19 protein-coding genes are annotated in these 23,409 nt (G+C 69.6%); 15 read left to right on the forward strand and 4 right to left on the reverse strand.

Annotated elements, in window-relative coordinates:
* Positions 1-11 precede the first annotated feature (11 nt).
* Positions 12-1,256, reverse strand: a complete 1,245-nt coding sequence (gene xseA / locus V1Y59_RS04630) for an exodeoxyribonuclease VII large subunit (RefSeq protein WP_330503673.1) — start codon at positions 1,254-1,256, stop codon at positions 12-14.
* Positions 1,257-1,269: 13 nt separating this feature from the next.
* Positions 1,270-2,088, reverse strand: coding sequence for a lipid droplet-associated protein (locus tag V1Y59_RS04635; protein WP_330503674.1), 819 nt, complete (start codon positions 2,086-2,088; stop codon positions 1,270-1,272).
* Positions 2,089-2,209: 121 nt separating this feature from the next.
* Here V1Y59_RS04635 and V1Y59_RS04640 point away from each other — a divergent pair, with 121 nt between their 5' ends.
* Positions 2,210-3,163 (forward strand): 4-hydroxy-3-methylbut-2-enyl diphosphate reductase, encoded by a 954-nt coding sequence (locus V1Y59_RS04640; protein ID WP_330503675.1) that lies wholly within the window; start codon positions 2,210-2,212, stop codon positions 3,161-3,163.
* A 48-nt stretch (positions 3,164-3,211) separates the two neighbouring features.
* On the opposite strand, the gene mycP is transcribed toward V1Y59_RS04640, so the two are convergent.
* Both mycP and eccD read right to left on the reverse strand, forming a co-directional pair.
* Positions 3,212-4,594 (reverse strand): type VII secretion-associated serine protease mycosin, encoded by a 1,383-nt coding sequence (gene mycP / locus V1Y59_RS04645; RefSeq protein ID WP_330503860.1) that lies wholly within the window; start codon positions 4,592-4,594, stop codon positions 3,212-3,214.
* A gap of 55 nt (positions 4,595-4,649) precedes the next feature.
* A complete protein-coding gene (gene eccD / locus V1Y59_RS04650) occupies positions 4,650-6,188 on the reverse strand; it encodes a type VII secretion integral membrane protein EccD (RefSeq protein ID WP_431309100.1) in 1,539 nt (512 codons plus the stop codon).
* Positions 6,189-6,302: 114 nt separating this feature from the next.
* Between eccD and eccCa the strand changes: the two genes are divergently transcribed.
* The 14 genes from eccCa to V1Y59_RS04720 all read left to right on the forward strand — a co-directional run bounded on the left by eccCa (position 6,303) and on the right by V1Y59_RS04720 (position 23,357).
* Positions 6,303-10,388, forward strand: coding sequence for a type VII secretion protein EccCa (gene eccCa, locus V1Y59_RS04655; protein ID WP_330503676.1), 4,086 nt, complete (start codon positions 6,303-6,305; stop codon positions 10,386-10,388).
* Positions 10,389-10,394: 6 nt separating this feature from the next.
* Complete coding sequence (locus V1Y59_RS04660; RefSeq protein ID WP_330503677.1) at positions 10,395-11,702, forward strand: type VII secretion-associated protein; 1,308 nt, start codon at positions 10,395-10,397, stop codon at positions 11,700-11,702.
* Positions 11,703-11,870: 168 nt separating this feature from the next.
* The gene (gene rplM, locus V1Y59_RS04665) at positions 11,871-12,314 is read left to right on the forward strand and encodes a 50S ribosomal protein L13 (RefSeq protein ID WP_330430569.1); all 444 of its coding nucleotides are present in this window, start codon (positions 11,871-11,873) and stop codon (positions 12,312-12,314) included.
* A complete protein-coding gene (gene rpsI / locus V1Y59_RS04670; RefSeq protein ID WP_330503678.1) occupies positions 12,311-12,856 on the forward strand; it encodes a 30S ribosomal protein S9 in 546 nt (181 codons plus the stop codon). Before rplM ends, rpsI begins: the two co-directional genes overlap by 4 nt.
* Before the next feature lie 2 nt (positions 12,857-12,858).
* A complete protein-coding gene (gene glmM / locus V1Y59_RS04675) occupies positions 12,859-14,205 on the forward strand; it encodes a phosphoglucosamine mutase (protein WP_330503679.1) in 1,347 nt (448 codons plus the stop codon).
* Entirely contained in the window at positions 14,202-14,900 is a 699-nt protein-coding gene (locus V1Y59_RS04680; protein WP_330503680.1) for an HAD family hydrolase, read from the forward strand. Before glmM ends, V1Y59_RS04680 begins: the two co-directional genes overlap by 4 nt.
* Before the next feature lie 72 nt (positions 14,901-14,972).
* Entirely contained in the window at positions 14,973-15,302 is a 330-nt protein-coding gene (locus V1Y59_RS04685) for a hypothetical protein (RefSeq protein WP_330503681.1), read from the forward strand.
* Complete coding sequence (locus tag V1Y59_RS04690) at positions 15,299-16,360, forward strand: hypothetical protein (RefSeq protein ID WP_330503682.1); 1,062 nt, start codon at positions 15,299-15,301, stop codon at positions 16,358-16,360. Before V1Y59_RS04685 ends, V1Y59_RS04690 begins: the two co-directional genes overlap by 4 nt.
* A gap of 40 nt (positions 16,361-16,400) precedes the next feature.
* Positions 16,401-16,676, forward strand: coding sequence for a hypothetical protein (locus V1Y59_RS04695; protein WP_330503683.1), 276 nt, complete (start codon positions 16,401-16,403; stop codon positions 16,674-16,676).
* Between the two features lie 72 nt (positions 16,677-16,748).
* Entirely contained in the window at positions 16,749-17,648 is a 900-nt protein-coding gene (locus V1Y59_RS04700; RefSeq protein ID WP_330503684.1) for a dienelactone hydrolase family protein, read from the forward strand.
* 23 nt (positions 17,649-17,671) lie between these two features.
* A complete protein-coding gene (gene glmS, locus V1Y59_RS04705) occupies positions 17,672-19,534 on the forward strand; it encodes a glutamine--fructose-6-phosphate transaminase (isomerizing) (protein WP_330503685.1) in 1,863 nt (620 codons plus the stop codon).
* Between the two features lie 25 nt (positions 19,535-19,559).
* Entirely contained in the window at positions 19,560-21,023 is a 1,464-nt protein-coding gene (locus tag V1Y59_RS04710; protein WP_330503686.1) for an NAD(P)H-hydrate dehydratase, read from the forward strand.
* A 76-nt stretch (positions 21,024-21,099) separates the two neighbouring features.
* Positions 21,100-22,230, forward strand: coding sequence for an alanine racemase (gene alr / locus V1Y59_RS04715; protein WP_330503687.1), 1,131 nt, complete (start codon positions 21,100-21,102; stop codon positions 22,228-22,230).
* Positions 22,227-23,357, forward strand: a complete 1,131-nt coding sequence (locus tag V1Y59_RS04720; protein ID WP_330503688.1) for an alpha/beta fold hydrolase — start codon at positions 22,227-22,229, stop codon at positions 23,355-23,357. The genes alr and V1Y59_RS04720 overlap by 4 nt, the downstream gene beginning before the upstream one ends.
* Positions 23,358-23,409 lie beyond the last annotated feature (52 nt).

Genomic DNA, 23,409 nt, shown 5'->3' on the forward strand with positions numbered 1-23,409 from the left:
CGTGTCGTTCATCAGCCCTTCGCGCTCGTCGACGGATCGTCCATCGTCACCCGCGCGGTGGCCGAACCGTCGGCGACCCGGATTCGCAGGTGCGCGCCCTCGGGCATCTCGGCGGTCGTCGCCACCACGTGGGGTTGCGCGATGTCGGTCCGTTGCACCACTGCGTACCCCCGGGCGAGTGTCTGTGCAGGACCCAGTGTGGCCAATCGGGCCGACAGGTGATCCAGGCGCCGGTGTTCGGCATCCACCGTTCGCCGGATGTCGCGGCGGATGTCCATACGCATCCGGTCCACGTCGTCGGCGTGGGCGTCGACCATCGTGAACGGGCGTGCCAGGACCGGTCGGGCGCGCAACCCGTCCACCACATGCGCTTCGCGGCGCACCCAGTTCCGCAGGGCGTGCACGCTTCGACGACGAAGCTCCGCGATCCCCTCGAGTTCCGCGGCGACGTCGGGGACGACCCGTTTGGCCGCGTCGGTCGGCGTCGCAGCGCGCAGGTCGGCGACGAGATCGAGCAGCGGTGTGTCGGGTTCGTGCCCGATCGCGCTGATCACCGGGGTTCGGCAGGCGGCCACGGCCCGGACGAGCGCCTCGTCGGAGAACGGCAGCAGATCCTCGACGCTGCCACCACCGCGGGCGATGATGATGACCTCGACGTCGGGATCGGCATCGAGGTCACCGAGATGACCGAGGATGCGGGGCACAGCGGTGGGGCCCTGTACCGGCGCGTCGCGGACCGCGAAGCGGACTGCCGGCCAGCGTTCGGTGGCCACCGTCATCACGTCGCGTTGGGCCGCGCTGGCGCGTCCGCTGATCAGCCCGACGGACCGGGGGAGAAAGGGGAGGGGCCGCTTGAGTCGTGGGTCGAACAGTCCCTCGGCGTTGAGCAGTTGACGCAGACGTTCGATGCGCAGCAGGAGTTCACCGACGCCGACCGGCCGGATGTCGCTGACGCGGAGCGAGATGGTGCCGCGCCCGGTGAAGTAGGTCGGACGGCCCAGCATCACCACCCGGCTGCCCTCGGTGATCTGGACTTCGGTGCGGTACAACAGATCCGGGCTGCACGTCACCGAGATGGAGATGTCCGCAGCCGGATCCCGGAGGGTGAGGAACGCGACTCTCGTGCCCGGTCGACGGTTGATCTGGGTGACTTGGCCCTCGACCCAGATCTGGCCGAGGCGGTGAATCCAGTCGGCGATCTTGGTGTTGACGGTCCGGACCGGCCATGGATTCTCGGCCGAGTTCGTCCCACTCACGTGGTTGTCGCCCTCACGTGGTCGGTTGCCGCTTGCTGGTCTGCGACGCGATGCGGTTGTCGATCATCGTGACGAACGGCGCCCTCGACTTGTTCGCACGCTCATAGGCGGCGAGCTGTTCGAGTTCGGCGACCCCGACGCCACGCAGCTTGGCGCGCAACTGAGCCAGGGTGAGGTTGTCGTACTCGATGTACTCGACGATCTCGGGCACCGGATCGCCGGTGCCGGTGGGCGATTGGCCGCCTGCCGGGTCGTCGCCGTCACCCCCGGCGGCGCCGTCACTGTTCACGAGGTCGTCGGGAGGCGTGCTGTAGAGGGCGAAACGTCCGGGTGCGGCGTCGGGCGGCTCCACCGCATCCGCCTTCGGGGCCGCAGCCTTCGGGGCCGCTGCTTTCTTTGCCGAAGCTGCCTTCTTTGCCGGGGCCTTCGTCGTCGCTGTCTTCTTTGCCGGTGCGCTCTTCGCCGGCGCCTTCGGGGCTTCGGGCCCCTCGGTCTCCGGCGACACGGTCTCGGTGGTCGTGGCGTCGGATCGCTCGCCCTGCGAGCTCTCGATCGGGGTGCGGTCGGCCTCGGCGTCGATCGCGGCGTCGTCCTCGTCGAAGCGGGCCCACTCGGGCTGATCGACGGGGCGGTCGAAGAGCGTCTCCAGCGCGAGGTCTCCCTTGATGGCGAGCTCGGCGATGCTCTGCTGCATCCGCATGCCGGCCTGCACGGTCTGGCTCACCGCCGTCATGGGCAGCGTCACCACCAATGCGGGCAGTTTTCTGGTCTCTTCGATCGCGGTGACGACGAGCCCGGCGGCGATGCGGGCCGGATAGGGTGCGCGAACCATGCCCATACTCTGCCATTCGGTGTGACGAGGGTCCACCGACGCCCGCATGGTGGCGCGGCGCTCGTCCCGAGCGTCGAACGGCGGGCAGGAGTGAGTGCGGTCAACCCGTACCCTGGAGACCATGGCTGATCGTAAACGTGTCCTGCTGGCCGAGCCGCGTGGGTACTGCGCTGGGGTGGACCGTGCCGTGGAGACCGTCGAGCGGGCGCTCGACAAGCACGGTGCGCCGGTCTACGTGCGTAAGGAGATCGTGCACAACCGGCATGTCGTCGAGACGCTGAGCGAGCGTGGCGCGGTGTTCGTCGGTGAGACCGACGAGGTTCCCGAGGGGGCGCTCGTCGTGTTCTCCGCACACGGCGTTTCCCCGGAGGTGCATCGCACCGCGGCAGAACGCAGCCTCAAGACGATCGACGCGACGTGCCCGCTGGTCACCAAGGTGCACCAGGAGGCCAAACGCTTCGCCCGCGACGACTACGACATCCTGCTCATCGGTCACGAAGGTCATGAGGAGGTCGAGGGCACCGCGGGGGAGGCGCCACAGCACGTGCAGCTCGTCGACGGCCCGGACAGCGTCGACAAGGTGACCGTGCGTGACGAGTCGAAGATCGTGTGGCTGTCGCAGACCACGCTGTCGGTGGACGAGACGATGGAGACCGTCAACCGGCTGCGGGAGAAGTTCCCGCTGCTCAACGACCCGCCGAGTGACGACATCTGCTACGCCACCCAGAACCGCCAGGTCGCGGTGAAGGCGATGGCCCCGCGCTGCGACCTGGTGATTGTCGTCGGTTCGAAGAACTCCTCGAACTCCGTTCGCCTGGTCGAGGTCGCGCTGCAGGCCGGTGCGAAGGCTTCGCACCTCGTCGACTATGCCCGCGACATCGACCTCGAGTGGCTCGACGGGATCACCACCGTGGGAATCACCTCGGGGGCGTCGGTACCCGAGGTGCTCGTCCGCGGTGTGCTCGACCTCCTCGCGGAGAACGGTTTCGACACGGTCGAACCGGTGACGACCGCGAACGAGACGGTCACCTTCGCGTTGCCGCGCGAGTTGCGTCCGGCGCGCACCTCGCGGTGACACGGGCATAGGTGACACAGGCCGCGGCGAGCCGGCCGACGGCGGCGGTCAGAAGTCGTCGGGATCGAGGCGCTTGACCCGTCGGTGCGGTAGCGCGATCGCCAGGGCCGCGGCGATCACCGCGACGGACACCCCGGCCCCGATGAGGGCCACGTTGCGCGCGGTGTGATCGGGCGGCGTCTCCGGAGTGGGCGCCGCGATCGCCTTCGATTCGGTCGCATCCGGCCGCTCGTCGGGGATCTGGCTGGTGAGCGCGGCGACCGGATCGATGACGCCGTGGCCGATCACCGAGTCCTGTCCGGCACCGGGACCATGAGCGGTGCGGATGATCCGTTCCATCACCTCTTTCGCCCCCAGGTCGGGGTACCGGGCACGCACCAGAGCTGCCGTGCCACTGACATACGGGGTCGCGAAACTCGTCCCGAAGATCGGCGTGGGTCCGTCCTCGCCCATCTGCGAGTCGACCAGTTTCGACGAACCCCGGGTGCTGTCGAGGCTGACGATTCCGTTGCCCGGGGCCGCGACGCTCACCCAGGGTCCGTGCAGGCTGAAGTTGCTGGGTGTCCCGGCCGCCGGGTCCACCGACGCGACGGCCAGCACGTAGGGCGTGAACCAGGCGGGGCTGGCGACGGTCGACACCGCGCCCCAACCGCCGACGTCGCCGGGCGACGGCTCGGGATTCTGTTGTCCGCACAGCGAATTCCGCTGTAGATTGCCGGCCGCGACAACCACCACGACGTCACGGTCGTAGGCGTACTTCACCGCCGCCCCGAGTGATTCGTCGTCGAGTTCGGCCCCGGCGGGCGCACACGCCACCTGGGAGATGTTGATCACCGTCGCACCCAGGTCGACGGCACGGACGACTGCCTTGGCCAACGTGCGCACCGAGCCGTAACCGGAGCCGACGGTCGGATCGGAATCGTCGGAGTCCCGATCCTTTGCCGAGTAGGCACCGCTCGATTGTCGGATCGATATCAACGACGCGTCGGGGGCGACCCCGGCGAACGCGTCGCGGCTGCTCGGGTCGGCCGCGATGATCCCCGCGACGAGGGTGCCGTGTGCGTCGCAGTCGGTGAGGCCGTTGCCCGACGACACGTAGTCGCCGCCCGGCTGCACCCGGCCCAACCGCGGATGCGGCGTCACGCCGGTGTCGATGACGGCCACCTTCTGTCCTTTGCCGCGGCTGAAGCGCCAGGCCTCGGGAAGGTTCATCATCTGCTGTGCGGCTGTGGGTTTCGCGTTGTCGTGGCGCTCGGATGCCAGCGGTTTGGCGCACAGGGTCCGCTGCTCGGTGGGTTCGGGCGGCGCGACCGGAGCTGCCCGGACGATCGCCTCCGGCACGATGTCGGGCGGCGTCACCGCTGCGGCCGGAGCGCCGGAGAGCCCGAGTGTCAGGGTGATCGTCGAGGTCAGCGCAGCGGCGACGCCGATGTGGCGACGACCGCGGCCGCCTGCGGCGCGCGGCCTGACGGACCGACCGCGCACGTCAGATGTCCCGGACGATCCGGTAGAGGTCCAGGATCCACAGCAGCAGCGGAACGATGATCGCGACGAGGATGTACTCGCAGATCTCCGCGGTCCGTCGCATCACCGGGGAGAACTCCTGCGCCGGTGCGACGACGCCGAGGACCAGCGCCGCGACCACCATCACCATGGCGAGGACGAAGCTGATGATCGGCCAGTCGCCGGCACCGAATGCGAGACCCGTCGCCAACGCGATGAGGGCGAGGGACCCCGAACCGATGAGGAACGCGGCCTGCGCCAGATCGCTGTGGGAGCGTCCGCGCAGACACAACACCACGGCGACGATGGCCGCGTAAGCGGCTGCCTTGGGGGCGAACCCGGACAGCGGGGCGGCTGCGAGTACCGCGGAGATCGCGGTCACGATCGCGGTGCCCGCGATGATGCCGGTGAGGTAGGCGTTCGCGACGAAGGAGCGGCGTTCCAGTGCGTCGGCCTTCGGCAGCGCCATCGCGCCGATCGCGCCGATGCCCTCGATCACCGGCCTCCGCTCGACGTCGTCGGAATCGAGGGGCGCCCCGGCTGTGGGAACGGGCGGAAGTGGCAGTTTGGCCAGCACGATGGTCGCGCGCGGCGCCATCGCCACCACGAGCAGTCCCACGGCGGCGAGAACCGCTGCCACGTCGGCGAGGTCGGCGTCGAGGAGCAGTTCGGCGGCGGCACCACCGCAGCCCAGCAGCGCCGCCGTGGTCAGCGCGCTGTGCAGCGACGGGCCCACGGCGGTCAGCCGGTAGGAGATCACGGTCGCGACGAGGGTGAGGGCGCATCCGAAGGTGACATGTGCGGCACCGAAGGAACCGGGGGTCAGCAGCATGCCGGTGACGAAGACCATCGGTGATGCGGTGGCCACGAGGATCGTGGCGCTGGCCTCGTCACGGTAATAGCGGGCCACGATGGTGCTCGCGGTGAGCAGACCGACCGCACCGAGGGCGCTCAGCGCGGCGATCCACAGGGCGCCACTGGTGGAGCGGTAGGCGCCGAGCGCCACGGCGGCCGCGATCGCGGCCAGCAGCGCGACGGTGTAGCCGGCGTAGCGGGCGGAAATCGCCGACCATCCGGCGAATCGAGATTCATTCAAACGGGCGACAGCATCCACGACGTCGTCGAACAGTGCGGGGGCCTCACCGGTCCGCGTCGAGCGGAGGACGAGCAGGTCGCCGTCGCGGATCCCGGATTCCGACAGCGACCGGTTCGGGGCGATCGGTTCCTGTCCCACCAGGGCCAATGTCCAGCGCAGTTGACGGTTGGTCGGACGGTCGTCACCGGCATCGGGGTCGTCGGGGTCGCGACGTGCGGGGTTGCGTGACTCGATCTGCGCGATGAGGTCGGGGATGAGGCCCGCGATCGGCATCGCCGCAGGTAGGGCGACATCGAGCTGGGTGTTGCCGCCGAGGATCGAGACCCGTACGAGTTCGGGTTCGATCCCGTGATTGGTGCGTGCGCCGCCGGCCGGCCCCGAGCCCGGTGCCTGCGACATCATCGTGTGCGCGTCCAGAGTCGACATCTGGTGGATCCTCCCCGCCCTGTTCACAGATAGCATGCGAACCGCGTCAATTGTGTACCAGTGCCACCCGGGCGGAGAAAACCGGGCGGCCGGATCGGTCGGGGGGAAGATCGCGTGGTGACGACTACGGAGGGGTTTGTCCGTCGTGCGCGGATCACGCCGCCGCGGATGCCCGGCGGCGAACTGAATCTGCAGCCGCCGCCCGATGTGCCGCGGGTCGTGCCCGGCAACATGTTGTTGAAGCTGTTGCCGGTCGTCATGATCGTCGCGGTCGTCGGGATGATCGCGTTGATGTTCGTCACCGGTGGGCGCAACATCTTGACCAATCCGCTGTTCATGATGTTCCCGCTGATGATGCTGATGTCCATGTTCGGCATGTTCGCCGCAGGTGGACGTGGCGGCGGGAAACGCGCGGCGGAGCTGAACGAGGAGCGCAAGGACTATTTCCGGTATCTCGGCCAGACCCGCGAACAGGTCCTCGACACGGTGGAGGCCCAGCGCGCGGCGGCGACGTGGAGTCACCCCGACCCCGCCGCCCTGCTCGATGTGATCGGCACACGTCGGATGTGGGAGCGGCGCGCGACGGACAGCGACTTCGCCCGAGTCCGCGTCGGGCTGGGGACGCAGGGGCTCGCCACCCGCTTGATGCCGCCGGAAACCGGCCCCCTCGAGGACATCGAACCGGTCTCCATGGTGGCGCTACGCCGTTTCGTCCGTACCTACTCGTCCGTTCATCGACTGCCGACCACGGTGTCGCTGCGCGGATTTCCCGCGGTCAACATCGAGGGTGCCCGTCAGGAGACGCGAGATCTGGTTCGCGCCATGGTCGTCGAACTGTGCGCGTTCCACGGACCCGATCAGTTGCACGTCGCCATCGTCACCGGTGACCCGGCCGGGGAGGCCTGGGACTGGGCGAAGTGGCTTCCGCACGTGGGACATCCGACATTGCGCGACGGCGTCGGTGCGATGCGGATGATCTATCCGACGCTGGCCGATCTCGAGAACTCGCTGGCCACCGATCTTCTCGAGCGCGGGCGCTTCAGCAGGTCGGCGCCACCGACCCCCGGCCGTGCGCACCTGGTGGTGGTGCTCGACGACGGGTACGTGGCCGGCGACGAGCGTCTCATCAACGATGCGGGGATGGAGGGCGTGACCGTCGTCGACCTGACCGCGCCGCCGGACGGGTTGGCCGCCCGGCGCGGCCTGGAACTCGTCGTGCGCAACCGGAAGGTGTCCGCACGCAGCGCCGCCGGCGTCGAGGAGATCGCCGACATGGACTCGTTGACGATCCCGGAGGCGGAGACGCTGGCACGTCGGTTGGCGCGCTACCGGCTCGCGACCGCCGCGGCGCTGGCCAACCTGGAGAGTGAGGCGACCTCGAGCGATCCGGGTCTGCCGGCGCTGCTCGGGATCCCGGATGCGACTCGCTTCGATCCGACGGTGGGTTGGCGTGGGCGTACCGGACGCGACCGGCTACGGGTCCCGATCGGTATCACCCCCGAGGGCATCCCGGTCGATCTCGACATCAAGGAGAGTGCCCACGGCGGCATGGGGCCGCACGGATTGTGTATCGGCGCAACCGGTTCCGGCAAGTCCGAGTTCCTGCGCACGCTCGTTCTGGCGATGCTCGCGACCCACTCGCCGACCGAACTGAACTTCGTCCTCGTCGACTTCAAGGGTGGTGCGACGTTCCTGGGGCTGGAGTCGGCACCGCATGTCGCGGCGATCATCACCAACCTCGAGCAGGAACTCTCGATGGTCGACCGGATGAAGGATGCGCTCTCGGGTGAGATGAACCGCCGGCAGGAACTCCTCCGCGCCGCAGGCAATTTCGCCAACGTCAGTGAGTACGAACGCGCACGCGCGGCCGGCGTGCGCCTCGAGCCGCTGCCGGCGCTGTTCATCGTCGTGGACGAGTTCTCCGAACTGCTCGCCCAGAAACCGGATTTCGCCGAGTTGTTCGTGGCGATCGGCCGACTGGGCCGCTCATTGCACATCCATCTGCTCCTCGCCTCGCAGCGGCTGGAGGAGGGCAAGCTCCGCGGCCTGGACAGTCACCTGTCCTACCGCATCGGTCTGAAGACCTTCTCGGCGAACGAGTCCCGTTCGGTTCTCGGCGTCCCCGACGCGTACCACCTGCCCAGCGTCCCCGGATCGGCGTACCTGAAATGCGATTCGGCCGAACCGGTCCGGTTCAACACCTCCTACGTGTCGGGGCCGTACCACGCGCCGGTCGCCGCCGACGGCATGATCGACGACGGCCCCGCCTACACCGGCCCGATGGGACGCATGAAGGTGTTCACCGCGCTACCGGTACCGCTGGAGGACGGCGCCGCGAGTTCGTCGGTCCTCGATCACGCGCAGGCGCTGCTCGACGAGGAGCCCCCGAAGGAACTGGACACCCCGACCTACGACGACCCGGCAGCGGCCGGGGTCCCGACGCTGCTCGACACCCTCGTCGGGCGGATGGCCGGCCACGGTCCGCCCGCACACGAGGTGTGGCTGGATCCGCTCGACGAGTCGCCGACGGTCGATCAGCTCGTCGGACGTCGTGACTGGTCGACCCCGGGAGGGGTGGGCGATCTGCGGCTCGCGATCGGGCACGTCGACCGGCCCTACGATCAGCGGCGCGACGTGCAGGTTCTCGACCTGGCCGGCGCGGCCGGCAACGTGGCGGTGGTCGGCGGTCCGCAGTCGGGCAAGTCGACCACACTGCGCACGATCATCATGTCGGCCGCCGCCACCCACACCCCGGAACAGGTGCAGTTCTACTGTCTGGACTTCGGTGGTGGCAGCCTGGCCTCGGTAGCGGGTCTGCCGCACGTGGGTTCGGTCGCCTCGCGTGGGGACATGGATGCCGTGCGACGGACCGTCGCCGAGGTGGGTGCCATCGTCCGCAACCGCGAGTTGTTGTTCTCCCGCTTGGGGATCGAATCGATGCGCGACTTCCGTGCGCGGCGCCAGGCGTGGTTCACCGGGACGCACGGGCGCGACGCGGGCGACCCGCTGGACGCCGACCGCCACGGCGACGTCTTCCTGGTCATCGACGGGCTGTCGGTGCTGCGCAACGAACTCGACTTCCTCGAGGAGCAGGTCACGACGATCGTCCAGCAGGGCCTGTCCTACGGCGTCCATGTCGTATTGACCGCGGCCCGATGGGGTGAGGTCCGCCCCGCGATCAAGGACCTCATCGGCAGTCGGATCGAACTCAAACTCGGCGACGCGATGGATTCGGAGATGGGCAGGCGCGCTGCGGCGTTGGTCCCGCACAACCGGCCCGGCCGCGGTCTCACCCCCGAAGAACTCCACATGCTGGTCGCTCTACCGCGTCTCGACGGCGTGAGCGTGCCGGAGTCGTTGCCGGCCGGTGTGCAGAACGCCGTCGACAAGCTCGGGGTGGCCTACCGGGGCCGAGAGGCGATGGCGGTGCGCAAGCTCGGTGTCGAGATCGCTCAGCGCGACGTCGACGAGCTGGTGGATCGGGCCGGGATGGCTTTGTCGCCCAACCAGGTCGCCGTCGGCGTGGGCGAGTTGGAGCTGGCCCCGGTGATCCTCGACTTCACCTCCCAACCCCACTTCATGGTGTTCGCCGACGTCGAGCACGGCAAGACCACGGTGTTGCGCAACATCGTTCGCGGGCTGGTGCGCGACGCGTCGCCGGACGAGGTCAAGGTGGTCTTCATCGACTACCGGCGAACGATGCTCGGCATCCTCGACACCGATCACCTCGGCGGTTACGCCAGCTCCGCCAACAAGGCGGCGCCGATGGTCGCGCAGCTCGCCGAGATCCTGAACGGTCGCATGCCGCCGGAGGATGTGACACCACAACAACTGCGCGAACGGTCCTACTACACCGGCGCCGACGTCTACCTCGTGATCGACGACTACGACATGGTGGCGACCGCCTCGGGCAACCCCCTGCTGCCGATCGTGGATCTGGCCGCGCACGCCCGCGACATCGGCTTCCACATCATCCTGGCGCGCCGTTCCGGCGGCCTGGGGCGCGCGATGTTCGACCCGCTGATCGGCCGGCTGAAGGACCTGTCGTCCGACATGCTGCTGATGAGCGGCGACCGCGACGAGGGCTACATCACGGGTCGCGTGCGTATGCAGCAACTCGTGCCCGGACGTGGCGAGCTGGTGTCGCGGACCCGACCGCAGGAGATGATCCAGGTCGGCTTCGTCGAACCCCAGGAGTGACCTGCCGTGCCGCCGCGCCCCACCGTGCCGCGCCCGACCGTGGTCGACCTCGCCTACGGCCGGGTCCGTCTCGCCGGCGGCCGCAGCGCGGACATCGGTGGTCTGCTCCATGCGGTCGACTCGGCGACGGTCGTGGCCGGTGGGGTGCGGGTGTTCGCCCATCAGGCGTGGCGCGAGGTGTGGGACGGGCTGGGCCTGCCGGACTCCACACCGGCCGGGCCGCTGCCGATCGTCGTGGGGTATCCGAGTACCTGGGGGCGGCTGCGGTCATCGGTGCTCGCGCGTTCGGTGGCAGAGATCGCCGTTCCGGTCGAACTGGTGCCGCGCGCCGTGCTCATCGCGCGTGCTCACGCCGACGGCGCGATGCAGCGGTGCGCGGTCGTGGAGACCACCCACGTCCCGGCCGTTCCGCTCGACCCCGCCCGGGCCCGGCCACCGACCTGGGATGTCACCCGCCTCCGACGGACCTCGGCCGGATGGCAGATCGACGCGACCGAGGTGCTCGAGCCCGACGCGCCGGACATCGGGCCGCGCACGGAGTCGATCGTCGACGACTCGGTGGAGGCGGTCTTCGTGGACGGTGCCGAGCCCACAGACGTGGCCCGGGCCCAGGAGGTCGTCGCCACTCATGCGCTCGCCGGCCGGGTGGTCGCCGTCGACCAGGACCTGATCCGGCGCTACGGGTGGCGCACCGGCCGCCCGCCGTCGGACGACGACCGGTTGGCGACGGTACCCACGCCGCCCGCGGCGCCGGACGCGCGGAACCGTCCGTCGGGGCGGCTGCTGTGGGCGGCAGGCGCGGTGGCGGTGACGATCGCCATCGTCGCGGCGGTCGTCGGGTTCCTTCAGCGGGGCGTGGCGCCGGTGTCCGAACAGACGGTGGTGTTGGGCCGGACCAGCGTGTCCGTCCCCGCCGACTGGCGACGCAGCGAGTTGGGTACCCCCGACGGCCAGGATGCCCAGCAGACCACCCGGACCGTGTTCGTCGATCCCGACGACGGCCGTCGCATCCTGGTGGTCCAGAGCGAGGTACGGGCCGATTCGACGCTCGCCACCGTCGCGCGCAGTCTCGGCAATCGCATCCGCCAGCGCGGCGACGACGTGGTGACCGAATTCTCGCCGTCGACCCGATTCGTCGGCCGCGACGTCGTCAGTTATCGCGAGGCGCCGGTGTCCGGGGGTGCCATCCGCTGGTACGTCCTCGTGCAGGACGGCCTGCAGGTGTCGATCGGGTGCCAGCCCGGCAGCGCAGGGGAGTCGGTGGACACCGAGTGCGCGCAGGCGGTGTCGTCGGTGCGGATCGCACCGAAGTGAGCGTTTTGACCCTGACCTGCGTGCTCGCGTAGTCTGGATCGCTGGTGCGTGGCATCTCGGCCCATGATCGGGCGGGGATAGCCGAGGCCCGGGTCCCCACTGGTCGCCGGGAACAGCCTCTGCCATCGCACCCGACCAGCACCCACATCGACAGAGTTGAGGACAACTGTGCCTACCTACACCCCGAAGGCCGGTGACATCACCCACGCGTGGCATGTCATCGACGCCACCGACGTGGTGCTCGGCCGGCTCGCCGTGCAGAGCGCGAATCTGCTCCGCGGCAAGCACAAGCCGACCTATGCACCCCATGTCGATGGTGGTGACTACGTCATCATCATCAACGCCGACAAGGTCGTGCTGACCAGCAACAAGGCCGAGCGCAAGCTGAACTACCGCCACTCGGGGCATCCGGGTGGGCTCAAGGTCCAGACGACCGCCGAGCTCCTGGAGACCCATCCCGAGCGTGTGGTCGAGAAGGCGATCAAGGGCATGCTGCCCCACACCAAGCTGGGACGCGCCATGGCGTCCAAGCTGAAGGTCTACGCCGGCCCGACCCATCCCCACGAGGCCCAGCGCCCCGTGCCCTTCGAGATCAAGCAGGTGGCCCAGTGAGCAACGAGAACATCAACGAACCCGCCGTCGAGATCGACGACGAGGTCCAGGCTGCCGCGGCCGACACCGTCGCCGCCGAGGCCGTCGAGCAGGCCGCCGACGATTACGACACCGATGTCGCGGTCGAGGCCGAGGCCCCGGCTCCCGTGGTCATCGACCGTCCGGTCCAGACCGTCGGACGCCGCAAGGAAGCGGTCGTCCGCGTTCGCCTCGTCCCGGGTAGCGGCAATTTCGACCTGAACGGCCGCAGCCTCGAGGAGTACTTCCCGAACAAGGTGCACCAGCAGCTCATCAAGGCGCCGTTGGTCACCGTCGAGCGCACCGAGTCGTTCGACATCTTCGCCAAGCTCGTCGGCGGCGGCCCCTCGGGCCAGGCCGGCGCGCTGCGCCTGGGCATCGCCCGCGCACTGATCGAGGTGACCCCCGAGGATCGTCCGGCGCTGAAGAAGGCCGGATTCCTCACGCGTGACCCGCGTGCGGTGGAGCGCAAGAAGTACGGCCTGAAGAAGGCCCGCAAGGCGTCGCAGTACTCCAAGCGCTGAGAGTGGCTCGCCTTTTCGGAACCGACGGCGTCCGAGGTCTGGCCAACGACGAGCTCACCCCAGAGTTCGCGTTGCGCCTGGCCTCGGCCGCCGCGGTCGTTTTCGAGAACTTTTCGTCGGCCGGCGACGTCCGTCCCCGTGCGGTGGTCGGCCGCGACCCGCGTGCGTCGGGTGAGATGCTCGAGGCGGCGGTCTGCGCCGGCCTCGCCGCGACCGGTGTCGATGCGATCCGCGTCGGCGTCGTGCCGACACCGGCGGTCGCGTTCCTCACCGCCGACTACGGCGCCGACTTCGGGGTGATGATCTCCGCCTCGCACAACCCGATGCCCGACAACGGCATCAAGTTCTTCTCCGCCGGCGGTCACAAGCTCGACGACGCGGTGGAGGACCGCATCGAGGCCGCGATGGCCGACGACGATTTCGCCCGTCCCATCGGGGCGGCGGTCGGCCGCGTGGTCGACGCGACCGATGCCGGTGCCCGCTATCGCGCCCACCTCGGGTCGGCGATCACGCAGCGACTCGACGGCCTCACCGTGGTCGTCGACTGCGCGCACGGTGCCGCCTCCGACCTCGCGCCGCTCGCGTATGCCGACGCCGGTGCGACGGTCATCCCCATCCATGCCGAACCCGACGGCCTCAACATCAACGAGGACTGCGGCTCCACCCACATGGGCAAGTTGCAGACCGCAGTGCTCGAACACGGCGCCGACCTCGGTCTGGCCCATGACGGCGACGCCGATCGGTGCCTCGCGGTCGACTCGTCCGGGCAGATCGTCGACGGAGACGCGATCATGGCCGTCCTCGCCACCGCTCTGAGTACGCGTGGTGAGCTGCGCGACAACGTGCTGGTGGCGACGGTGATGAGCAATCTCGGACTGCACATCGCGATGCGTGACGCCGGAATCACGTTGCGCACCACCGCTGTCGGCGACCGGTACGTGCTGGAGGAGCTGCGCCGCGGGGGCTACTCGCTCGGCGGTGAACAGTCCGGGCACATCGTCGTTCCCGGTTCCGGGACGACCGGTGACGGGATCCTGACCGGGTTGCTGCTCATGGAGCAGATGGCCGCGACGGGCCGGCGGCTCGACGATCTGGCCGCGATCATGAGTGTGCTGCCGCAGGAACTGATTAACGTGCGCGTCGCCGACAAACATGCGGTGGCACAGTCGGAGAAGGTGCAGCACGCGGTCACCGAGGCGGAGTCCGAACTCGGCGAGAACGGGCGGGTTCTGCTCCGTCCGTCGGGCACCGAGCAACTCGTGCGGGTGATGGTCGAGGCCGGCACCGCCGACACCGCGCAGTCGATCGCCCGGCGGATCGCCACGGTGGTCGAGGCGGTGGGGGCATGAGCACGCCGCAGGCGGTGCTCTTCGACTTCTCCGGGACCCTCTTCCGGTTCGAGGCCCGCGACGAATGGTTCGACGGCCTGCACGACGAGGACGGCAACGCGCTGCATCTCGATGCGCAGGCGGAACTGATCCGGCGGATGACCCAACCGGTCGGAATTCCGGCCGCCCTGTCCGACGACGACCGGATCGCCTGGGAGCAGCGCGATCTCGATCCGGCGCAGCATCGTCGCGCATATCTGTCGATGCTGCGGGCGTCCGGTCTGTCCGTGCCGGGCCACGCCGAACAGTTGTACGCGCGGGTCGTCGACGCGCAGTCGTGGGTCACCTTTCACGACACCCGGGCGGTGCTCGAAGGTCTGCGTACGGCCGGCGTGCGCATCGGGGTGGTCAGCAACATCGCGTTCGATCTCCGCGAGGTCCTGGAACTGCACGGCGTGATCGACCTGGTCGACGCGTTCGCGCTCTCCTACGAGGTCGGTGCGATCAAGCCGGACCCCGCGATCTTCCACGCCGCGCTCGACCCATTGGGGGTGGACCCGACGGCGGCGCTGATGGTCGGCGACAGTGAGCACGCCGACGGCGGCTGTCGTAGCCTCGGATGCGAGTTCGAATTGGTGCACGATGTCACCCCGGGTGATCGACCCACCGCACTGCTCGACGCCGTCGCCGCGCACGGCGTCGACCTGCCGCGCTGAACATCGCACATCGTTCGGAACCAGTACGGGGTGTGGCGCGTCTAAACTGCACCTGTCGGAGAGGGGGCCGGTGTGGGCGATGCGCGAACGGCGGTCGACGTCGATGAGGTCAGCGGTGTGGTCGCCTTCTATCAACGGGCCGCGGACGTGGTCGGGTCGGCGGCACGGGACCTGCAGGCCCACGAGTTCGGCGACTGGGCGATCGGCCCGGATTACCACGACATGGGGGAGCGGTACCGCGACATGGGCAGGATGCTCGCGGACCGACTGGCCGAACAGGCCGACGCGGCCGACCGGCTGGCGGCAGCCCTTCACCATGCGATGACGTCACTGATCCGGACCGACGAGATCGCCGAGGCGTCGATTCGGAGCGCAGGCGCCGAGGAGGCGGGATCACGATGAGTCGATCTCCGGATTCGCTTCCCGCGCTTCGCGATCACGCAGTCGCCGGTCTCGAGGATCTGGTGGACCTACTCTCTCTGGGGGCCGGCCTCGGCATGGCCATGGCATCGCCCGCCGACGCCCGCCGACCCTTCCACCGCGTCGGGTCTTTCGACCCCGCGGGTTTGGCCGCCGACAGCAGGCGGTTGTCGGTGGCGTATCGCGCCGTGGCAGACCAGCTGCACCGCCTCCCCGAACAGCAGGTCCGGATCGGCCGGGGCTGGGTGGGCGATACCGGCTCCGGCGCGGTGTGTGCGGTGATCGAGCATCAGCGACGTGCCGAGGCCGATCTGCATGTGCTGCGCACCCTGGCGGAGGCGACGGCTGCTGCATCCGCCGGCATCGACCAGTTGCTGCGCACCTGGTACCTGACCGTCGCCCGCCTCTCCGCGCCGCTGGTGGCAGGAGTCCCGGTGGCCGAGGTCCCGGCGGCGGTGGCCACCGGACGGCTCCCGCTGGGCGTGGTGGCCGAGGACATCTCGTCCCGCGTGACGCTCTACTTCACCTCGGCAGAAGCGACGGTTCGCGGAATCGACGCGATTCTCGATCACCTCAACCGCGCCACCGAGGACATGGACGTGCAGCCCTATCCCGGCCGCTCACCCGCTGCACCGTCGGTCCGGCCACGGCGACCGGAATCCGCCGAGGTAGTGGGCTCGCCGGTGCACCCCGCGGATGAGGCCCGACCATCCCAGACCGAATCACCTCAGACCGCACCGCCCCAGACTGCACCACGCGTTTCGCCTGGCCCTGCCGCCACACCGTCGATGCCGAGTTCCGACGCCCCGGATGTCGCCACCTCCATCCCGGACACCGACACGGACGTGCCGCTCCGGCTGCGACCACCGTCGTCGAGCGACACCCCACCGGTGGACGTGCCACCGCGTCCGGAGCCCCCTGCCCCTGCCCCCGTCGCGCCGCCGATCGCGGAGGACGCGACACGCCACGGCACCACGGTCCCCGAGCACTCGGAACCTCCCGCATCCACCGGGGAACTCGCGCTGGCTGGTGAAGAATGATCACGCCACACGTCGGCAGCGGGACACCGGGGGGAACACGATGAATCTCGCCGACCAGATCGAGGCGATCGCCCGGCGCGCCACCGCCCGCGTCGTCGCCGCGTCCAACGACTTCTCCACTGCACAACGGCGACTCGCCGCCGACGTCGCCGAGCATCGGGCGTCGGTCGCCACACCCGATCAACGCATGCGCGACCAGCTGCGTCGTGATGCCGAGGTCGCGGACTGCGCCACGCCGAGAATCCTGTTACCGGCCGACATGGCGGAGGCCAGCCCGCATACCCCGGTCCCCGACGACGCGGCGCCGGACGAATAGGCTGTCGTTGTGCCGGCAACCAAACCAGGTCAGTCCAGGTCCACCCCGACCAGTTCGGCTCAGCGCCGCCCGATGCCATCGGGTTCGCCCGGCAAGCTGATGTCGGAACTGGGGCGTCGCGGCCCGTACCGCGTGCTGCGCGGGGATCTCGGGATCGCCGGGATGCGCGGGCAGGTGTTCTCGCCGGAGTCCGGTGCCAAACTGCCGGCGATCGCCGTCGGGCACACATGGATGGCCGACAGTGAGCGCTACCGGGATCTCCTGTATCACTTCGCCTCCTGGGGTTTCGTGACGGTCGCCCCGGACGCGAACGCCGGATTCTTCGCTTCCGACGTGGGCCTCGCGGGTGACCTCCGGGCAGCGCTCGACATCGTCGCGCATGTGCCGCTCGGGCACGGGGCGGTGACGGTCGACCCCGCTCGGCTCGGACTCATCGGACACGGCTTCGGCGCCGCGGCGGCGGTGATGGCCGCGGCCGACCAGCCCCTGCGGGGCCACGCCGCCCCGAACGTCGCCGGGGTGGTCGCGGTGTTCCCGGCTCCCACCACCTCGGCGTTGCTGCCGGCGGCCGCGCTGGTGCAGGCTCCCGGGCTGATCATCGCAGGTGCGGCTGAGCTCGACACGATGGAATCCAACGCACTGCCGCTGGCCCAGGCCTACGGAGGAGATGTGGTGTTGCGCACCGTGCCGCGGGGCAATCCACGAGACCTTCTGGAACGTCGCACGGTCAAATCGCTGGTGGGTATGAACGGGTCCGATCGTGCGCTGCACGCCGTCGTGCGCGCCGCATGTACGGGATACGTCCTGCATACCGTCGCCGGCGACAAGGACTATGCGGGCTTCGCGGACCCCTCGGCATCGGTGGGGAAGCTGAGCACCGTCGACCTGTCGGATCCGCCGACGCCGCCGGTCGACGCCGTGTCGCATCTCTTCGGTGCCAAACCACGGAAGCGGCGACTCAGAAAGCGCTGATTTCACAGGTACGCTGACTGACTATGTGTGGAATCGTCGGATACGTCGGTCGGCGGGACGCGCTCGACATCGTGGTCGAGGCGCTGCGACGGATGGAATACCGCGGATACGACTCGGCCGGGGTCGCGATCCTCGACGGCGCGGGCGGCACCGCGGTCGAGAAGAAGGCCGGGCGACTGGAGAATCTGGACAAGCAGATCGCGACCGTCGGCCCCGAGAACCTCAGCGGCACCACCGGGATGGGGCACACGCGATGGGCGACGCACGGAAAACCGACGGATCGCAACGCCCACCCGCATGTGAGCACCGACCGGCGCCTCGCGGTGGTGCACAACGGGATCATCGAGAACTACGCCGCGCTGCGCGGTGAGCTGGAGGCCGACGGCATCGAGTTCTCGTCGGAGACCGACACCGAGACAGCCGTGCACCTTGTGGAGAGCTTCTACGCCGCCGGCCCCACCGCGGGCGATTTCGTGTCCAGTGCCTACGCTGCGCTCCGTCGACTCGAGGGCGCATTCACACTGGTGTTCACCCACTCCGATCACCCCGACACCATCGTCGCGGCCCGGCGGTCGACGCCGCTGGTCGTCGGTGTCGGCGACGGGGAGATGTTCGTCAGTTCCGACGTCACCGCCTTCATCGAACACACCCGTGACGCAGTCGAACTCGGTCAGGACGAGGTCGTGGTGATCACCGCCGACGACTACCGCATCACCGACTTCGACGGCGACCCGCGGGCCGGCAAGCCCTTCCACATCGACTGGGATCTCGCCGCCGCGGAGAAGAGCGGCTACGACTTCTTCATGCTCAAGGAGATCGCCGAGCAGCCCGCGGCCCTCGCCGACACCCTGCTCGGGCATCTCGAGGGCGGCCGCATCATCCTCGACGAGCAGCGGCTCACCGACGACGACCTGCGCGATGTCGACAAGGTGTTCGTCGTCGCCTGCGGTACCGCCTATCACGCCGGACTGTTGGCCAAGTACGCCATCGAGCACTGGACCCGCCTCCCGGTCGAGGTGGAGTTGGCCAGCGAGTTCCGGTATCGCGACCCCGTTCTGGACCGCTCCACCCTGGTGGTGGCGATCTCGCAGTCCGGTGAGACCGCCGACACTCTCGAAGCCGTCCGGCATGCCAAGGACCAGAAGGCCCGCGTGCTGGCGATCTGCAACACCAACGGCGCCCAGATCCCCCGCGAGTCGGACGCGGTTCTCTACACCCACGCCGGCCCGGAGATCGGTGTCGCATCCACCAAGTGCTTCCTGGCGCAGATCGTCGCCGCCTACCTGGTGGGCCTCGCCCTCGCGCAGGCACGCGGGACCAAGTACGCCGACGAGGTGTCGCGGGAGTTCGCGGCGATGGAGGCCATGGCCGACGCGGTGACCGAGGTCCTCACGACGATGGAACCTGTCCAGCAACTCGCCCGCTCGATCGCCGACCACAACACGGTGCTGTTCATCGGCCGCCACGTCGGCTACCCGGTCGCCCTCGAAGGAGCCCTCAAGCTCAAGGAACTGGCGTACATGCACGCCGAGGGTTTCGCCGCCGGCGAGCTCAAGCACGGACCGATCGCGCTGATCGAGGACGGGCTGCCGGTGATCATCGTGATGCCGTCGGCCGACGGCCGGGCACTGCTGCACTCCAAGATGGTCAGCAACATCCGGGAGATCCAGGCCCGCGGTGCGCGGACCATTGTGATCGCGGAGCACGACGACACGTCCGCGGCGTCGGTCGCCGACCATTTCATCCCGATCCCCAAGACCCCGACCCTGCTGCAGCCGCTGGTGTCGACGGTGCCGCTGCAGGTCTTCGCCGCGACCGTGGCGCAAGCCCGCGGTTACGACGTCGACAAGCCGCGGAACCTGGCCAAGTCGGTCACCGTCGAGTAGTCGGAACTGGGAGGAACGCGACTCGATGCCGATCCGCTACCTCACCGCCGACGCGGTCCGTGACGCCGAGCACGCCGCCGGCGACCTTCTCGCCGACGGCACGTTGATGCGCCGCGCCTCCCATGGTGTGGCGCAGGTCGTGATCGACGAACTGCGCCGCACAGGCGGCTGTTACGGGCGGCAGGTGGGCATCGTCGTCGGGGCGGGCGACAACGGCGGCGACGCGTTGTATGCGGGCGCCGCGCTGTCCCGTCGTGGCGTCGCCTGCACCGCACTACTGCTCGCACCCGACCGTGCACACCGCGAAGGTCTCGCCGCCTTCCGTCGGACCGGTGGCCGGATCGTCGAGACGCTCGCGGGCGGCCTCGACGTGGTGATCGACGGCGTGGTCGGTATCGGCGGCCACGGACCGTTGCGGCCCGCCGCGGCCGAGGTCTTCGGACAGCTCACCGGCCCCGCGGACGGCGGCCCGATCGTCGTCGCCGTCGACATCCCGTCCGGTGTCGACGCCGACACCGGGCAGGTGCACGACCCGGCGGTGCGCGCCACGGTCACCGTCACGTTCGGGGCCCCGCGCAATGCCCACCTGTTGGCCGCGACGCAATGCGGGCGCACCGTCACGGTGGACATCGGGATCGACCCGACCGGGACGGACGGCGACACCCTGTCGTCGCTGACCGACCACGAGGTCGCCGCCCTGTGGCCGGTGCCCGGACCGGCCGACGACAAATACAGCCAGGGAGTCGTCGGCGTGATCGCCGGTTCGGCCCGGTATCCGGGGGCCGCGATCCTGGCCACCGGTGCCGCGGTGTCGGCCACCTCGGGAATGACCCGCTACGTCGGGACGGCCGCCGACGAGGTCGTCGCGCATTTCCCGGAAGTCGTCGCCACCCGATCGATCGACGACGCCGGCCGAGTGCAGGCCTGGGCGGTCGGACCCGGGATCGGCACCGACGACGATGCACTCGGGCTGCTCCGGGACATCCTGTCCACCGACCTGCCCGTCCTCGTCGACGCCGACGGACTCACCCTGGTCGCGCGCCACCCCGAGCTCGTCGACCGGCGTGCGCCGACCCTGCTGACCCCGCATGCCGGCGAGTTCGCCCGGCTGACCGGCGATGAACTCGGACCGGACCGGCTCGCCGCGGTCCGGGACCTGGCGCGGCGATGGGGGGTGAGCGTCCTGCTCAAGGGCCGGATCACCCTGGTCGCCGATCCCGACGGTGCGGTGCTGGGCAACGACGCGGGCTCGTCGTGGGCCGCGACGGCGGGTGCGGGGGACGTGCTGTCCGGGATCGCCGGGTCACTGCTGGCCGCCGGCCTCACGTCGGCGCGGGCCGGGGCAGCGGCGGCTCGGGTCCACGCGCACGCGGCCGAACTGGCCGCCCGCGACGCCCCGATCGGCGCGTCCGACCTCTTGGCGGCCGTCCGCCCGGCCATCCGCGCGTTGCGGCGCGGCCACCCGACATCCGCGACACGTGCCCGATGATCGTGATCGAGGCCACCGACACTTCGACGAACGCGCTGGTGAAATGTAGTCGCGTCGGTCTGGGACAATGGTCGCGATGACTCCTGCAGCCCTCACCGCGACCATCGATCTCGATGCCATCGCCCACAACGTCGACGTCCTGCGCACTGCGTCGGGCGCCGACGTGCTCGCGGTGGTGAAGGCGGATGGCTACGGGCACGGTGCGCTGCCGGTGGCTCGGGCTGCGCTGGCCGCGGGTGCGGCCGAACTCGGCGTCGCCCACATCACCGAGGCGCTCACCCTGCGGCGCGGCGGGATCGACGCACACCTCACCGCGTGGCTGCACACGCCCGGCGCCGATTTCGACGCCGCCATCTCCCACGACATCGACATCGCGCTGTCCTCCCTCCGCCAACTCGACGCCGTGGTCGCCGCGGCGAGACGTCGATCGCGCACCGCGACGGTGACCGTGAAGGTCGACACCGGCCTCAATCGGAGCGGGGTGGCGCCCGACGAGTGGTCGGACTTCGCCGAGTCACTGGCCAAGGCCCGTGCCGACGGTGCCGTGACGGTGCGCGCCATCATGTGCCACCTCGCCCGCGGCGACGAACCCGAGCATCCACTCAACTCCGAGCAGGCCGCACGCCTCGACGAGGCCGCAGCCGACCTGCGTCGGCTGGGCGCCGGGCCGGAGGTCGTCCACATCGCCAATTCGCCTGCGGCGCTGACCCGCCCCGACCTCGCCCGCGACCTCGTCCGGCCCGGGATCGCGCTGTACGGGCGCACGCCGGTCCCCGAGCGTGGCGACTTCGGGCTGACTCCGGCGATGACCCTGACCGCCCAGGTGGCGCTGGTCAAGAAACTGGCGGCCGGACAGGGAGTTTCGTATGGTCACACATTCGTGGCGCCCGCCGACACGACGATCGCGATACTGCCCGCGGGGTACGCCGACGGTGTGCCGAGGCTGTTGTCGGGTCGGTTCAGCGTCGCGATCGACGGCCGTCTGTTCCCGGGTGTCGGGCGAATCTGCATGGACCAGTTGGTGATCGACCTCGGTCCCGACGGTGCAGGGGTCACCGAAGGCGACACCGCCGAACTCTTCGGCACCGGGCGTTCCGGCGGCCCGACCGCCAAGGACTGGGCAGATACCATCGGCACCATCGATTACGAGATCGTGTCCGGTATCGGAGCTCGCGCCGTCCGACGCTATGTGGGTGGTGAACGGTGAGCAGATCGGAACGATTCGGTTGGCTCGCCGGGGTCACCGGTGTCGGCGCGCTCGGTGCGGTGGCCGCGAGCGGCGTCGCCCGCAACGCCGCCCGGCGCCGCAGCTCCCGCCCGGCCGATCCCTTTGCCGGAGTGGATTTCACGACGATCTACGACGACCCGGCGACCCTGGTGACCGCCGACGACGGTGCATCGCTGGCCGTGCGCTGCGTCCGCACCGGGCCCGCGGGTACGGACGAGGGGGTCGAACCCGACCTGACCGTCGTGTTCGTGCACGGTTTCAGCCTGCGCATGGCGAGTTGGCATTTCCAGCGGTATGCGCTCGAGCAGCTGTGGGCGGACCGGTCCATCCGGATGGTGTTCTTCGATCACCGCGGCCATGGTCGCAGCGACCCGGCACCGTCGGATACCTGCACCATCAGTCAGCTCGCCGACGACACCGCTGCGGTGATCCGCGCGGTCGCACCCACCGGTCCGGTTGTGTTGGTGGGGCATTCGATGGGTGGCATGGCCGTGATGGGGCTGGCCCGCCGTGACCCGGCCCTCTTCGGGCCGGACGGTCGCGTGACCGGCGTCGCGCTGGTCGGGACCGCGGCGCGGGGGATCACCGAGGCCGGACTCGGTGAGGGCCTGCACAATCCGCTCGTCGATGCGTTCCGGCTCTCGGTGCGGCGCATCCCGGCGGTGGTCCGCGCGGGGCGCGGAATCACCCGACAGGCGCTCGAACCGGTCCTTGTCGCAGCGAGTTTCGGTGCCGACTTCTACAGTCCCAACGCCGGGCGGGCCGTGGAGAAGATGATCCAGAACACGCCGATCGAGACGCTGGTGGACTTCCTGCACACCCTCGAGGACCACGACGAGACGACCGCGCTGCCGATCATCGCTCAAGTGCCGTCGGTCGTCGTGTGCGGCAATCAGGATCGTCTGACGCCGTTGCCGAGGTCGGTGCGGATGTACGCCGAACTCGGCGCCGACTCCCGCCTGGTCGTGGTGGACGGAGCGGGCCACATGGTCCCGATGGAACGTCCCGAGGAGGTCACCGCGGCGATCGCCGACCTGGTGGTCCGGGCGCGGGCGGCGGCCCCGCAACCCCACCGGCGGTGGTGGCGGAAGTTGGTGGCGCGGTGAGCGATTCGACCCAACCGAACGCCGATTCGACCCAGCCGAAGGAGGATTCCAC

Source organism: Gordonia prachuapensis (assembly GCF_036350515.1).
GTDB lineage: Bacteria > Actinomycetota > Actinomycetes > Mycobacteriales > Mycobacteriaceae > Gordonia > Gordonia prachuapensis.

Excerpts from the sequence above, each read along its gene's own strand:
- V1Y59_RS04635 (WP_330503674.1), bottom strand. The coding sequence starts at position 2,088 with ATGGTTCGCGCACCCTATCCGGCCCGCATCGCCGCCGGGCTCGTCGTC.
- V1Y59_RS04640 (WP_330503675.1), top strand. The coding sequence starts at position 2,210 with ATGGCTGATCGTAAACGTGTCCTGCTGGCCGAGCCGCGTGGGTACTGC.
- eccD (WP_431309100.1), bottom strand. The coding sequence starts at position 6,188 with ATGTCGACTCTGGACGCGCACACGATGATGTCGCAGGCACCGGGCTCG.
- V1Y59_RS04680 (WP_330503680.1), top strand. The coding sequence starts at position 14,202 with ATGAGCACGCCGCAGGCGGTGCTCTTCGACTTCTCCGGGACCCTCTTC.
- V1Y59_RS04690 (WP_330503682.1), top strand. The coding sequence starts at position 15,299 with ATGAGTCGATCTCCGGATTCGCTTCCCGCGCTTCGCGATCACGCAGTC.
- V1Y59_RS04695 (WP_330503683.1), top strand. The coding sequence starts at position 16,401 with ATGAATCTCGCCGACCAGATCGAGGCGATCGCCCGGCGCGCCACCGCC.
- V1Y59_RS04700 (WP_330503684.1), top strand. The coding sequence starts at position 16,749 with ATGCCATCGGGTTCGCCCGGCAAGCTGATGTCGGAACTGGGGCGTCGC.
- glmS (WP_330503685.1), top strand. The coding sequence starts at position 17,672 with ATGTGTGGAATCGTCGGATACGTCGGTCGGCGGGACGCGCTCGACATC.
- V1Y59_RS04710 (WP_330503686.1), top strand. The coding sequence starts at position 19,560 with ATGCCGATCCGCTACCTCACCGCCGACGCGGTCCGTGACGCCGAGCAC.
- alr (WP_330503687.1), top strand. The coding sequence starts at position 21,100 with ATGACTCCTGCAGCCCTCACCGCGACCATCGATCTCGATGCCATCGCC.